This is a genomic window from Adhaeribacter radiodurans, from assembly GCF_014075995.1.
GTDB lineage: Bacteria > Bacteroidota > Bacteroidia > Cytophagales > Hymenobacteraceae > Adhaeribacter > Adhaeribacter radiodurans.
The window spans coordinates 5,970,807-5,983,952 of record NZ_CP055153.1 but is presented as its reverse complement, the minus strand read 5'-3'; the positions used below and the strand labels follow the sequence as shown (position 1 = coordinate 5,983,952).

Sequence of the window (13,146 nt, the reverse complement as noted above, 5' to 3'; positions counted from 1 at the left end):
GAGCTACCATTAGGACTCAAGTAGAAAATTTAAAGGGAAAAGCCAGAAAAGCATTAGCTAAGAGAAACAGACAGCAGTCGGGGCAACGAAGGCCTGCTAGTTTTCCAGTGCCTTTAGGCATTTCGACGTCAGGAGAAAAGGAAAAGTAGCCCGCCCGAGTGCCCCGACGAGGCCCGCCGGCCACGAGGCAAACAGGGACCGTTGGACAGCATCAGCACCATCAACTGGAGACGGGAACCGGCTCCAAAGATAAGCAGTCGGTTTTAGGAGTTTTTTTCGAAATGTTATTTAATATCGGAGAAGATCGAAGAATCAGGAAAAACTCGATTAAAATATCAAAACGAGTATGAAATCAATATTTAAATTTTTGCCTGTGCTCGGGCTACTTTCAGGAACAAGCCTGGCTCAAACCTCCGGTTACAAAGATTACCCGATTGCAGCGGTAGACATTAATAAAGTAGAACTAACGGATAATTTCTGGCTGCCGAAAATTAAAACGGTACAAAATACTACCATTCAGTTTGGCTTTAAAAAGTGTGAAGAAGAAGGGCGATTAGAAAACTTCCTGATTGCCGGTGGTAAAATGGAAGGTAAAACGCGGGGGAAAATGCCTTTCGACGATACCGACGTGTATAAATTAATTGAAGGGGCCTCTAATTCTTTAATCAGCGCTCCGAACAAAAAACTGGACGCGTACCTGGATTCGGTTATTGCTATTATTAAAGTAGGGCAGCAACCCGATGGTTACCTCACCACCTGGCATAGCATCGACCCGAACCATCCGCCAGCCACTTGGGTAAAACCTGGCCCGAGGTGGAAGAGTGAGGCTATGAGTCATGAATTGTATAATGCCGGCCATTTGTACGAAGCCGCCGCTACGCATTACATTGCTACAGGCAAGCGTAACTTTTTGGAAATAGCCCTCCGGAATGCTGATTTACTGGTTAAAACTTTCGGACCGGAACCAGGTAAATTACAACTCCCACCCGGCCACCAGATTGTTGAAACGGGATTAATTAAATTGTACCGGATTACCGGGAAAGAAGATTATTTAAAACTTGCCAAATTTTTCCTAGATCAGCGTGGTGTAAAATCTAACGGGCGGGAACTCTACGGACCTTACAGCCAGGATCATTTGCCAGTATCCCAACAAACCGAAGCAGTAGGGCATGCCGTACGGGCAGTGTACATGTACGCCGGTATGACCGATGTAGCCGCTATTTACGGCGATAAAGCTTACCTGAACGCGGTGAAAACCATTTGGGATAACATGGTAGGCAAGAAAATGTACGTAACCGGCGGTTTGGGAGCCCTCTACGAAGGCGAATCTTTCGGGAAGAATTACGAATTGCCCAATAAAACAGCTTACAGCGAAACCTGTGCGGCAATCGGCGATGTGTATTTTAACCACCGTTTGTTTTTACTCACCGGCGATAGTAAATACTACGATGTTATTGAGCGAACCTTGTACAATGGACTAATTGCCGGTATTTCTTTATCCGGTGATAAATTCTTTTACCCAAACCCACTGGAATCGGATGGCAAATACGCTTTTAACTTTGGCTCCTGTACCCGCCAGACCTGGTTCGATTGTTCTTGCTGCCCTACTAACCTGGTTCGTTTCGTGCCAGCTATGCCGAGCTTAATCTACGCTACCCAAAATAACAATTTATTTATCAACTTATTTGCCGCAAATAAAGCTCAGGTTAAGGTAAACAATACTAATGTTACCGTAGCGCAGCAAACCGATTACCCATGGCAAGGTAAAGTTACCGTAGCCGTTGATCCGGAAAAAGCCACTAATTTTAATTTAAAAATCAGAATTCCGGGTTGGGCCCGCAATGAGGTTGCTCCGGGTAATTTGTACGCGTATGCTGATAAAGTGCAGGGAGAAGTTACGGTAAAAGTAAACGGCCAAAAAGTAAATATTACTCCCAATCAGGGTTACGCTGTTATTAACCGCCAATGGCAAAAAGGCGATAAAGTGGAGGTAGGGCTTCCCATGAACATCCGGCAGGTAATTACCAGCACCCAGGTAAAAGAAAACCAAAACCAGGTAGCCCTGGAATACGGGCCGTTGGTGTATTGCGCCGAAGCAGTAGATAATAATGGTAGTCTGGCCAAAATCCGGATGCCAGCTAGTGCGCCTTTAAAAGTTGAGAAAAGACCTGAATTGCTGCAAGGAGTAAGTGTTATATCCGGTCAGTTAGCCGGGCAAAAGTTTGTGGCCATTCCGTACTACGCCTGGTCTAACCGGGGAGTAAACGAGATGAAAGTATGGTTACCGAAAGCTAGTCCGGATAACAAAAATTAAAATTAGAAGCTGATATTTTGCAAAGGTATTTAGGGTACCGTTGGCGGAGTAGAGCTGTTTAGTTTATTATTTATTCTATCGCGAGCGTTCCACTCGTGAGAAGTATCGCCTGGCCACTGACGGGTAGAAATTTAACTGAATTACTTTTAAAGAACGTTTAATAGTATGCCCGGCCAGAGGCCTACCGGATGGTTAGACACAAGCGTGGACGCTCGCGCCAGTTTAGATATTAAATAGATTGTTGGTCCGACTTTCCAGGAAAACTGCTTAACGTTTGGCTTCACATTCAATAATTAAAATGAATATCAGGTTTAAAGATTTTCTCCTTATTCAAGTTCTAAATGAATAAACCTTAGGTAAATAATATTAGGATGCGTTCTTCAGACTTGGTTTTAAGTTTTTTTCTGTGTTTTCTTAGTCCGTGGTTTGTGCAGGCGCAGGTAACTACGCCACCTACAGAAACTAGCCAAAGCCAGGAATTACAGAAAAATATCTCCGTACACGATCCGGTAATGATTAAACAAGACGATACATATTACTTGTTTGCTACTGGTCGGGGGATTGCCGTTTGGTCGTCGAAAGATTTACAGCAATGGAAGCGCGAAGAACCGGTATTTTCATTGGCTCCGGAGTGGGCAGTGCAAGCCATTCCTACTTTCAAGAATCATATCTGGGCGCCTGATATTAGCTACTACAAAGGCACATATTACCTGTATTATTCGGTTTCGGCCTTTGGTAAAAATACTTCAGCTATTGGGTTAGTTACTAATACTACCCTGAACCCGGCAGATAAAAAATTTAAATGGGTAGATCATGGTCAAGTAATTCAATCGATACCCGGTAAAACTAACTGGAATGCCATTGATCCTAATTTAGTAACCGATAAAAAGGGCGATGCTTACCTGGCTTTCGGTTCTTTCTGGGAAGGTTTAAAATTAGTTAAATTAAATAAAGACCGGAAAAGTCTGGCGCAAAGTATCGAGAGTTTACCAACCATTGCCAGCCGCAAAACGGAAGGGACTTCTGCCAATAATTTGCCTACTGCTGATAACAAACCAGTAAATGCGGGCGACAACGCCATTGAAGCACCTTTTATATTTAAAAAGAACGGGTACTATTATCTTTTCGCTTCTATTGATTATTGTTGTAAAGGGGTAAACAGTACTTATAAAATAATAGTAGGTCGGTCCAAAGAAGTGCAAGGTCCTTACCTGGATAAAGTGGGTAAAACAATGGCTCAAGGCGGCGGTTCCATAGTGCTTGCCGGTAACAATAGCTGGTACGGGGTGGGGCATAATGCGGCGTACACGTTTAACAACCAGGGCTTTTTAATTTTTCACGGGTATGATGCCGCGGATAAGGGTAAATCTAAATTGCGCATCGAACCTTTAACCTGGGATGAACAAGGTTGGCCGGTAGTTTCAGGAAATACCTCGGGGAAATAGATTAAATTGTTACTTTTAAAGCCAATTAGTAAATTTTTAAAAATAAAAGCTATACTTTAAACTTTCCACTTTCATACGTAAAACTAGAAAATGAACCTTCGACTGAAATTACCTTTTTCTATTCTGGGAATCTTTTTATTGTCCTTAAGTGCCTGTAACAATGGTAGCAAAAACCAAGCGGCCGAGTCGGATAACAGCCAGTCCACCGATTCTACGGCTACAGCTTCGTCTTCGTCGGAGGACGTAAGTTTACCCTCCAAATCTGATTTTCAGAATGTTTTTGCTGATAGGAAAACGGACTTGTATGTGCTGAAGAACAAAAATAACGTGCAGGCGGCTATTACCAATTATGGAGGACGGGTAATAAGCTTACTAGTTCCGGACAAATCCGGAAAAATGACCGACGTAATTGTGGGCTTCGATAAATTAAAACCTTTTACCGAAGGAGGTGATACCTATTTCGGCGCTTTAGTTGGCAGATATGGCAACCGGATTGCGAAAGGAAAATTTACCCTTGATGGAAAAACGTACACCCTCGCTACCAATAACGGCCCGAACCATTTACACGGCGGTAAAGTAGGTTTTTCGCGGGTTATCTGGGATGGCAACCAAAGCAACGACAGCACTGTGGTGTTAACCTATGTATCTAAAGATGGGGAAGAAGGTTATCCGGGTACTCTAACTTCTAAAATAACGTACACCCTCAGCAGCGCAAATGAGCTGAAGATAGATTACGAAGCTACTACCAATAAAAAAACGGTAGTGAACTTAACCAATCACTCGTATTTCAACTTAAACGGTGCGGGCAGCGGTACCATCCTGGGCCACCAATTACAAATTAACGCCGACCGGTATACGCCCGTAGATTCTACTTTAATCCCTACGGGTAAAATAGAAGCGCTGGCTGGTACGCCGCTCGATTTCAAAAATGCTACTGCCATTGGTGACCGGATTAACGATGCGCATCAGCAAATAAAATTTGGCAAAGGCTACGATCATAACTACGTATTAGCTACCCAAAGAAGCGCTACTTTAAAGCCAGCGGCTGCCGTGCTCGGCGATAAAACCGGGATCTACATGGAAGTATCTACCCAGGAACCTGGTATCCAATTTTACAGTGGTAACTTTTTAGAAGGTAAGAATCAAATAAAAGGTGGCAAGCAAGACGAATACCGCTCGGCCTTTTGCCTCGAAACCCAACACTTCCCTGATTCCCCGAATCAACGTAATTTCCCTTCCACGGTATTAGCGCCGGGGCAAACCTATAAAACTTCCACCGTTTATAAGTTTTCGGTAAAGCAGTAAGTAATGGAGAAGTGGGATAATCAAATTTTTAAAAATTTGATTATCCCACTTTGCTGTTTCGTTCTACAGGAATGGTATATTCTTTAAAAAGATTACTTCTGAAGTATACTATTCCTCATTAAAAATTACTTTCGTTAAGCTTACTACCTAGCCGTACCCGCAGTTTTACTTTAAAAAAGATACAAGTATCTAAATATTAGCTGTTAGATTTTTGTGTAAATTATCTATAAGTCAGCAATTTATTGCAGCAATATCAGAATCAAGTAGATTAAATTAACTCTGGCCAGGTACTTGGGATATGGGCAAAAGCAGGCAGTGAGGACACTGCCCACGGGCGATTAGATTGTGGTGCTGGTTCCAGTGTTGGTGACTTCATAAACGACTTTGGTGCCGTTCCGATGCCATCGTTTGTGTCTTCACAAACGATTTTACATGTCAAACGACTTTTTGCGTGCCTTCGCAAACAACTATATTTACCTTTTGCGAAAGCCCGCTAGAAGAAATATTTCCTGCAACAATCAAGGTTTATTCCGGAATTTACTTTTATTTAAATCACGTAGTCCTCAGGTAGTAAATTTTAAAATTTTATATTTCCCGGAAGATTAATTGTTCATCCTTCCTTACTCTATACGCTAAATGATGAAGTATATAGGTCAAACCCGGATATTAGTCGCGGTAGACTGCATTATATTCGGTTTTGATGGTACCGATTTTAAATTATTGTTAATTCAAAGAGGGTTTGCGCCGGAAAAAAAGAAGTGGAGTTTAATGGGCGGGTTTATTCAGCCGGAAGAAACTTTGGAAGTAGCCGCTAACCGGGTGCTAAAGCAATTAACTGGTTTAGAAGACGTGTACCTGGAACAATTACCCGCGTTTAGCGGTCCGAACCGCGACCCCGTGGAAAGAACCATTGCCGTACCTTATTTTGCTTTGATTGATATTCATAAATACGAAAAGCAAATTAGCCACGAGTACCACGCCGAATGGTTTTTACTAAACGACATGCCGCAGTTAATTTTCGACCACGGCGAAATGGTAGAATTAGCAAAAAAACGACTGCGCTACAAAGCTGCCTTGCATCCGGTTTTATTTGAATTATTGCCCGAAAAATTTACCATTCCGCAATTACAAGCCCTGTACGAAGGTTTGTACGAAGCTGAATTTGACAAGCGCAATTTCAGCCGGAAGCTTTTATCAACTGGTTTGCTGGTGAAGCAAAATGAAAAAGACAAAGAAAACTCCCGCAAAGGCGCCTTTTATTATAAATTGGATAAGAGAAAGTACTCCGAAAACTTCCAGGCATTTCTAAAATTTATTCCGAACCCAGATAAATTTCTGGTGTAACCCATAATTTAAAAAATTTTTAAAATTTTCGTTCACTGATACAATACAGCTATGAAGAAATTACTCTTAATAATTGGTGTTACAACAAGTGTATGGGTATCTGCTTGTTCAAACGAAAAATCCGGAACCAGTAATACATCATCTGAATCCGGAACTTCTGCCAACACGGATTCCAGCACCACCAATCCCATTAATTCTGAATACGGCACCCCGAACGCTTCCGAAAACCCGGTAGATTCTGCCCAGAGCGCCAATCAGGATACAGTCTCAAATTAACCTTATTTCTTAAAAAAAATATTTTGGTAAAAAAAGCCGAAAAGAACCCGGATATTTTTTTCTAAAAATAATAAGCGTTAATTTGACATTTTAAAATTTTTTATGGATAAAGAGGCATATGTAATTGGGATTGATTACGGCACGGATTCGGTAAGATCGGTTGTGGTAAATGCGCTAAATGGGCAGGAAGTTGCTGCTGCCGTGTACCAGTACCCGCGCTGGCAAAAAGGCTTGTATTGCATCCCCACCGAAAACCAGTTCCGGCAACATCCTTTGGATTATATCGAAGGTTTAGAGCATACAGTTAAAGCTTGTCTGGCGGAAGCCGGACCGAAAGTAGCCGCAGCAGTAAAAGGCATAGCCGTTGATACAACGGGGTCTAGTCCGGTAGCCGTGGATCAATCGGGTACCCCGCTGGCTTTGCTGCCGGGTTTTGAAGAAAATCCGCACGCAATGTTTGTGCTCTGGAAAGACCATACGGCCGTAAACGAAGCCGCCGAAATAAACGAACACGCTAAAATTTTTGATACAAATTACCTGCAATACGTAGGCGGAATTTATTCTTCGGAGTGGTTCTGGGCCAAGTTATTGCGGACTTTACGCGCCGACGAACAAGTGCGAGCCGCTGCCTATTCCTGGGTAGAGCACTGCGATTGGATTCCTTTTCTGCTAACCGGCGGTACCGAAGTACAGGAGATGAAACGCAGCGTGTGCGCCGCCGGTCATAAATCGTTGTGGGCCGCAGAATTTAATGGTTTACCCCCCGAAGAGTTCTTTGCCTCTTTAGATTCTTTGCTGGCTGGTTTCCGCGAACGTTTGTTTAACGATACTTATACCTCTGATAAACCGGCCGGTAAACTAAGTGCAGAATGGGCGGAACGTTTGGGGTTATCTACGGACGTAATAGTAGGAGTAGGGGCTTTCGATGCGCACATGGGTGCTGTTGGTGGCCAGGTTGAGCCTTATCATTTAAGCAAAGTAATGGGTACTTCTACCTGCGACATGCTGGTTGCCCCTTTAAATGAAGTAAAAGATAAACTGGTAAACGGCATTTGCGGTCAGGTGCCGGGTTCAGTTATTCCGGGTATGATGGGTATGGAAGCTGGCCAATCGGCCTTTGGTGATACCTACGCTTGGTTCAAAAAAGTTTTACTCTGGCCTTTGCAACAATTGCTTGCTCAGTCAAAAGTAATTAACGCTGAAACGGCAAATGATTTATTAGCTGAAATTTCTGCCCGCATTATTCCGGAACTTAGCGCCGAAGCAGCTAAAATACAAGTGTCGGGAAACCTGGAATATGTCCTCGACTGGCTCAACGGTCGACGTACTCCCGATGCGAACCAGCTTTTAAAAGGCGCTATCTCGGGATTGGGTTTAGGCAGCGATGCTCCCCGCATTTTTCGGGCTTTAGTAGAGGCTACTTGCTTTGGCGCTAAAAAAATTGTAGACCGGTTTAACGAACAAGGCGTGCCGGTGAAAGGCTTAATTGGCTTGGGCGGGGTGGCTAAAAAATCGCCGTTTATCATGCAAATGATGGCCGATGTGATGAATATGCCTATCCGGATTCATAAATCGGAGCAAACCTGCGCGATTGGAGCCGCTATGTTTGCTGCTACTGCTGCCGGTATTTACTCTAGAGTAGAAGAGGCTATGGCAGCCATGGGGCAAGGATTTGACGCTGAATACTTCCCGGATGCCGAACGGGCGAAAGTGTATGCCCAACGTTATGAAAAATACACCGAATTAGGCGGATTTGTGGAAGGCCAGTTACGCACCGTAAAATCACCGCTGATTTCTGATTTACCCGAAACGGGCACCAAAGCCCAGGAGCCGCACACCAACGAGGAAAAGCAAAAAGAAGATACTCTGGAAACGGCTTCTAATAATAGCAATTAAAAAATATGAGTATCTACGCCCACATTCAGGAAGAGGCCTACCGGGCCAATATGCAATTACCTAAATTAGGATTAGTACTATTTACTTTTGGCAATGTAAGCGCCGCCGACCGCAGCCAAGGCGTTTTTGCCATCAAGCCTAGCGGTGTACCCTACGAGGACCTGACCCCCGGAAAAATGGTTATCGTGGATTTTGACGGCAACACCGTAGCCGGCAATCTTCGTCCTTCATCGGATACCAAAACCCATGCGGTGTTGTACAAACATTGGGACAAGATTGGCGGCATCGTGCATACGCATTCTACGTACGCTACCGCCTGGGCGCAGGCGCAACGCGATATTCCGATTTACGGCACCACACACGCCGACCATAATACTGTAGACATTCCGTGTGCGCCACCCATGAGCGACGAAATGATTCAGGGGGATTATGAATACCAAACCGGTTTCCAGATTATGAATTATCTGCAGGAGAAAGGCATGAGCTACGAAGAAGTAGAAATGATACTGGTAGGCAACCATGCACCTTTTACCTGGGGCAAAAACGCCGACAAAGCGGTTTATAATAGTGCCGTGGTGGAAGAAATCGCTCGGATGGCTTACTTAACAGAACAGATCCGGGCAGACGTACCCCGTTTACAGAACTCCTTAATCAAAAAACATTTCGAACGTAAACACGGACCGCATTCTTATTACGGACAATAATCTTAGACCATAGTCCATGGTCAATGGACCACAGACATAGGTTTTTTGATACTAAGTCTGTAAACCGATTGATTGCAGTAGCTGTAGGGCGAACTTAATTAAAATTTAAAAATTTTTAATCTCTTCCATGGACCGTGGCCCATGGACTATCGACTAAAATACATGATAAACTTAAAAGAATTGGAAGTCTGGTTTATTACGGGTAGCCAGCATTTATACGGTGAAGAAACGTTAAACCAGGTAGCCGAGCATTCGCAGCAAATAGCCCAATCCTTAGATCAGGCCGAGCAGATTCCGGTTAAGGTTGTTTTTAAACCCACCGTTAAAACTACTGAAGAAATTTACCGCATTTGTCAGGAAGCCAATGTGGCCGAAAAATGCATTGGGGTAATTACCTGGATGCATACTTTTTCACCGGCTAAAATGTGGATTACCGGCTTAAAAATTTTACGAAAACCTTTGCTGCACCTGCATACCCAGTTCAACCGCGATATTCCGTGGAATTCTATTGACATGGATTTCATGAACCTGAACCAAAGCGCTCACGGCGACCGAGAGTTCGGTTTTATGGTATCGCGGATGCGCATTAACCGCAAAGTGGTAGTTGGTCATTGGCAAGACCCTGAAGTACTGAGCCAGGTAGGTGGCTGGAGCCGGGCAGCAGCCGGTTGGTACGATTGGCAAGGTGCTAAATTCGTGCGTTTCGGCGATAACATGCGCTACGTAGCAGTAACTGATGGCGATAAAGTTGAGGCCGAAATGCAGTTCGGGTTTTCGGTAAATACCCACGGCATCGGCGATTTAGTAAAAGTAATCAATGAAGTTCCGGATTTGGCAATCGAACAGCTTATTCAGGAATACGAAGCAAGTTATACCTTAACCGACTCGCTACGTAAAGGCGGCGAGCAATACACTTCCTTGTGGGAAGCCGCCAAAATTGAAATTGGCTTACGTACCTTTTTAGAAGAAGGTAACTACAAAGGCTTTTCCGATACTTTCGAAGATTTGCACGGCATGGTGCAATTGCCGGGTATTGCGGCCCAACGGTTAATGGCCCAGGGCTATGGCTTTGCTGGCGAAGGCGACTGGAAAACGGCCGCTTTGGTTCGGGCCATGAAAGTTATGGGTAGCGGCTTGCCGGGTGGTAACGCCTTTATGGAAGACTATACTTACCACTTCGATCCCAATAATGCTTTAGTACTTGGTTCGCACATGCTGGAGGTAGATGAAGCTATTGCTACGGGCAAGCCTTCCTGCGAAGTACATCCCTTAGGTATTGGCGGTAAAGCCGACCCAGTGCGGTTGGTATTTAACGTAGCCGGTGGACCTGCTTTAAATGCCTCGGTAGTAGATATGGGTAACCGTTTCCGGTTAATTGTAAACGAAGTAGAAGCTGTAGAGCCGCAGCACAATTTACCTAAATTACCGGTAGCCCGCGTGCTTTGGAAACCATACCCAGATATGAAAACCGGTTGTGCCGCTTGGATTCTGGCCGGCGGAGCGCACCATACCTGCTATAGCCAAAATTTAAGTTCCGAAATCCTGCAGGATTTTGCCGAAATGGCCAACATAGAATTCGTTTTGATCGACAAAGAAACCAAGCTGAATCAATTGCGCAACGAGTTGCGCTGGAGCGAAGTGTACTATCAGGTAAACAAGAAATTTTAAATTTTTAAAAATTTAGGCTTTAAACTTTTGATGTAAATCAAATTCTGGAAGAGATGATCCTTTCCAGAATTTGATTCTGGTATTTAGATTTTAGCTGATGAAATCTTCCGTTAAAGTAGGCAGTGAGGCACTGCCTACGGCGGGCTCTTGGATTGCGCCTTCTATGCCGCCGTTTATGTTAATGCCCTCGTTTGTGTCCTCACAAACGACTTGCGAAGAAATATTACCAGCATCGCTAAATATTTAAAAAATTTGCCCGACCATAAGCAATCTGCTGGAATGCTTATGCAAGATTTAGATTAAGGTTCTTTAAAAAACATAATCCGAAACTATTATAACGAAAATTTAATCTTATCACTTTTAATTAATCCGGCATGAGCAAATTCGCTACCATTGATTACGTTATTTTTTTCGTCTACTTTATTGTAGTATCCGGTTATGGCTACTGGGTTTACCGGCGCGACCGCAACGTAAACGCCGACAGTAAAGATTATTTCCTGGCCGAAGGAACCCTTACCTGGTGGGCCATTGGCGCTTCTTTAATTGCTTCTAACATTTCAGCGGAGCAATTTATTGGTATGAGCGGGAATGGTTTTGTGGTAGGTATTGCCGTGGCCGCTTACGAGTGGATTGCTGCCATTGCTTTAATTATTGTGGCTGTCTGGTTTATTCCGGTATACCTTAAAAACCGGATTTTTACGATGCCGCAGTTTTTGCAGAACCGCTACAACAGCACCGTAGCTTTAATTATGGCTATTTTCTGGCTGTTCCTGTACGTTTTTGTAAACTTAACGTCTATTTTATACTTGGGAGCATTAGCCATTAATAATTTGGCTGGTGGCGCTAATTTTCATTTGATTGTAATTGCCTTAGCCATATTTGCTATTATTATCACGCTGGGCGGGATGAATGTGATTGGTTATACCGATGTAATACAAGTAACCGTGTTGATTTTGGGAGGTTTGGCTACTACTTATACTGCTTTAACACTGGTAAGCGAAAAGTTTGGTTTAGGTAGCGATGTGATTGCCGGTTTTAACGCTCTCTTGCGAGACTCGCCGGAACACTTCCGGATGATTATTGATAAACCTGGACCGAATTCATCACAAGCCGATATTAATAAATACCTGATGCTACCCGGTATTGCCATGTATTTTGCCGGTATCTGGATTGTAAACCTGAACTACTGGGGTTGTAATCAATACATCACTCAACGGGCTTTGGGCGCTAACTTAGAAACTGCCCGTACCGGTATTTTATTTGCCGGTTTATTAAAGTTAATGATGCCTATTATTGTAATGTTGCCGGGTATTGCGGCTTACGTGTTGTACAAGAATGGTTCTTTGCAGGAAGAAATGGCGCCGGGTGGGGTATTCAACGCCGATAATGCTTACTCCGCTATTCTGGGCTTTTTACCAACCGGCATGAAAGGTTTGTCTTTAGCGGCATTAACGGCAGCTATAGTGGCCTCGCTGGCTGGTAAAGCCAATAGTATTTCCACCATCTTTACTCTGGATATTTATAAAAAGTACATCAACCCAACATCCGACGAGAAAAACTTAATTCGGATTGGTAAAATTACTATTATCGTGGCCATGCTGTTCTCTATTTTCCTGACTTGGGACGATTTACTAGGCATTGGCGGCGAAGGTGGATTTACTTTTATTCAGAAGTATACCGGTTTCATCAGTCCGGGAGTATTTGCCATGTTTTTACTAGGTATGTTCTGGAAACGTACTACGGGCACCGCAGCAGTAGCAGGTTTGCTAACCGGGTTTATTTTATCGGTAATCTTTAACAACTACGCCCCAGCCTGGTTTGGTAACGAAACTTTCCTGTACACGGCTTATCCCAACGGCAAAGGTGGCTATGAAATTCCGTTCCAGATTTGTATGGGCTTAGCCTTTCTGTTTACCATGATTGTCATGATTGCGCTCAGCTTAGCTGGTCCAAAAGTAAATCCAAAAGCCTTCGAACTTGATAAAACCATGTTCCGGGTTTCTAAACCTACTTTAGCTTTAATTGTAATTACGATGTTACTCATCACGGTGCTGTACGTTCGGTTCTGGTAAAAAAGCGAAGCAAAAATTTAAAAATCGGGCTGAAAGGCTCGCTTTTTAAATTTTATATTAAAAGATATTGCCACCACGAAGCACATTCCAATACCAACAAGTTACCTAATAGTAAACAATAG

General features: G+C 43.6%; 11 protein-coding genes. 10 read left to right on the top strand and 1 reads right to left on the bottom strand.

Annotated elements, in window-relative coordinates; genetic code table 11:
* Positions 1-16: 16 nt before the first annotated feature.
* Positions 17-184: a hypothetical protein gene (locus tag HUW48_RS23790; protein ID WP_182413308.1), complete on the bottom strand. Its 168-nt coding sequence runs from the start codon at positions 182-184 to the stop codon at positions 17-19.
* Positions 185-346: 162 nt separating this feature from the next.
* Here HUW48_RS23790 and HUW48_RS23785 point away from each other — a divergent pair, with 162 nt between their 5' ends.
* From HUW48_RS23785 to HUW48_RS23740, 10 genes are all read left to right on the top strand, one after another.
* Entirely contained in the window at positions 347-2,314 is a 1,968-nt protein-coding gene (locus tag HUW48_RS23785) for a glycoside hydrolase family 127 protein (protein ID WP_182413307.1), read from the top strand.
* Positions 2,315-2,685: 371 nt separating this feature from the next.
* Positions 2,686-3,759, top strand: coding sequence for a family 43 glycosylhydrolase (locus HUW48_RS23780; RefSeq protein WP_182413306.1), 1,074 nt, complete (start codon positions 2,686-2,688; stop codon positions 3,757-3,759).
* Between the two features lie 90 nt (positions 3,760-3,849).
* Positions 3,850-5,064 (top strand): aldose epimerase family protein, encoded by a 1,215-nt coding sequence (locus HUW48_RS23775; protein WP_182413305.1) that lies wholly within the window; start codon positions 3,850-3,852, stop codon positions 5,062-5,064.
* A 636-nt stretch (positions 5,065-5,700) separates the two neighbouring features.
* A complete protein-coding gene (locus HUW48_RS23770) occupies positions 5,701-6,408 on the top strand; it encodes an NUDIX hydrolase (protein WP_182413304.1) in 708 nt (235 codons plus the stop codon).
* 51 nt (positions 6,409-6,459) lie between these two features.
* Complete coding sequence (locus tag HUW48_RS23765; RefSeq protein ID WP_182413303.1) at positions 6,460-6,684, top strand: hypothetical protein; 225 nt, start codon at positions 6,460-6,462, stop codon at positions 6,682-6,684.
* Positions 6,685-6,786: 102 nt separating this feature from the next.
* Entirely contained in the window at positions 6,787-8,580 is a 1,794-nt protein-coding gene (locus HUW48_RS23760; protein ID WP_182413302.1) for a ribulokinase, read from the top strand.
* Between the two features lie 5 nt (positions 8,581-8,585).
* Positions 8,586-9,284 (top strand): L-ribulose-5-phosphate 4-epimerase, encoded by a 699-nt coding sequence (locus tag HUW48_RS23755; protein WP_182413301.1) that lies wholly within the window; start codon positions 8,586-8,588, stop codon positions 9,282-9,284.
* 162 nt (positions 9,285-9,446) lie between these two features.
* Positions 9,447-10,952 carry an L-arabinose isomerase gene (gene araA / locus HUW48_RS23750; protein WP_182413300.1) on the top strand — a complete coding sequence of 502 codons (1,506 nt, stop codon included), beginning with the start codon at positions 9,447-9,449 and terminating at the stop codon, positions 10,950-10,952.
* A 97-nt stretch (positions 10,953-11,049) separates the two neighbouring features.
* Positions 11,050-11,199, top strand: coding sequence for a hypothetical protein (locus HUW48_RS23745; RefSeq protein ID WP_182413299.1), 150 nt, complete (start codon positions 11,050-11,052; stop codon positions 11,197-11,199).
* 127 nt (positions 11,200-11,326) lie between these two features.
* Positions 11,327-13,024, top strand: coding sequence for a sodium:solute symporter family transporter (locus HUW48_RS23740; protein WP_182413298.1), 1,698 nt, complete (start codon positions 11,327-11,329; stop codon positions 13,022-13,024).
* Positions 13,025-13,146: the final 122 nt, after the last annotated feature.

What these genes read in the sequence shown, in the direction of transcription:
- HUW48_RS23785 (WP_182413307.1), top strand. Translation starts at nt 347, where the DNA reads ATGAAATCAATATTTAAATTTTTGCCTGTGCTCGGGCTACTTTCAGGA.
- HUW48_RS23780 (WP_182413306.1), top strand. Translation starts at nt 2,686, where the DNA reads ATGCGTTCTTCAGACTTGGTTTTAAGTTTTTTTCTGTGTTTTCTTAGT.
- HUW48_RS23775 (WP_182413305.1), top strand. Translation starts at nt 3,850, where the DNA reads ATGAACCTTCGACTGAAATTACCTTTTTCTATTCTGGGAATCTTTTTA.
- HUW48_RS23770 (WP_182413304.1), top strand. Translation starts at nt 5,701, where the DNA reads ATGATGAAGTATATAGGTCAAACCCGGATATTAGTCGCGGTAGACTGC.
- HUW48_RS23765 (WP_182413303.1), top strand. Translation starts at nt 6,460, where the DNA reads ATGAAGAAATTACTCTTAATAATTGGTGTTACAACAAGTGTATGGGTA.
- HUW48_RS23760 (WP_182413302.1), top strand. Translation starts at nt 6,787, where the DNA reads ATGGATAAAGAGGCATATGTAATTGGGATTGATTACGGCACGGATTCG.
- HUW48_RS23755 (WP_182413301.1), top strand. Translation starts at nt 8,586, where the DNA reads ATGAGTATCTACGCCCACATTCAGGAAGAGGCCTACCGGGCCAATATG.
- araA (WP_182413300.1), top strand. Translation starts at nt 9,447, where the DNA reads ATGATAAACTTAAAAGAATTGGAAGTCTGGTTTATTACGGGTAGCCAG.
- HUW48_RS23745 (WP_182413299.1), top strand. Translation starts at nt 11,050, where the DNA reads ATGAAATCTTCCGTTAAAGTAGGCAGTGAGGCACTGCCTACGGCGGGC.
- HUW48_RS23740 (WP_182413298.1), top strand. Translation starts at nt 11,327, where the DNA reads ATGAGCAAATTCGCTACCATTGATTACGTTATTTTTTTCGTCTACTTT.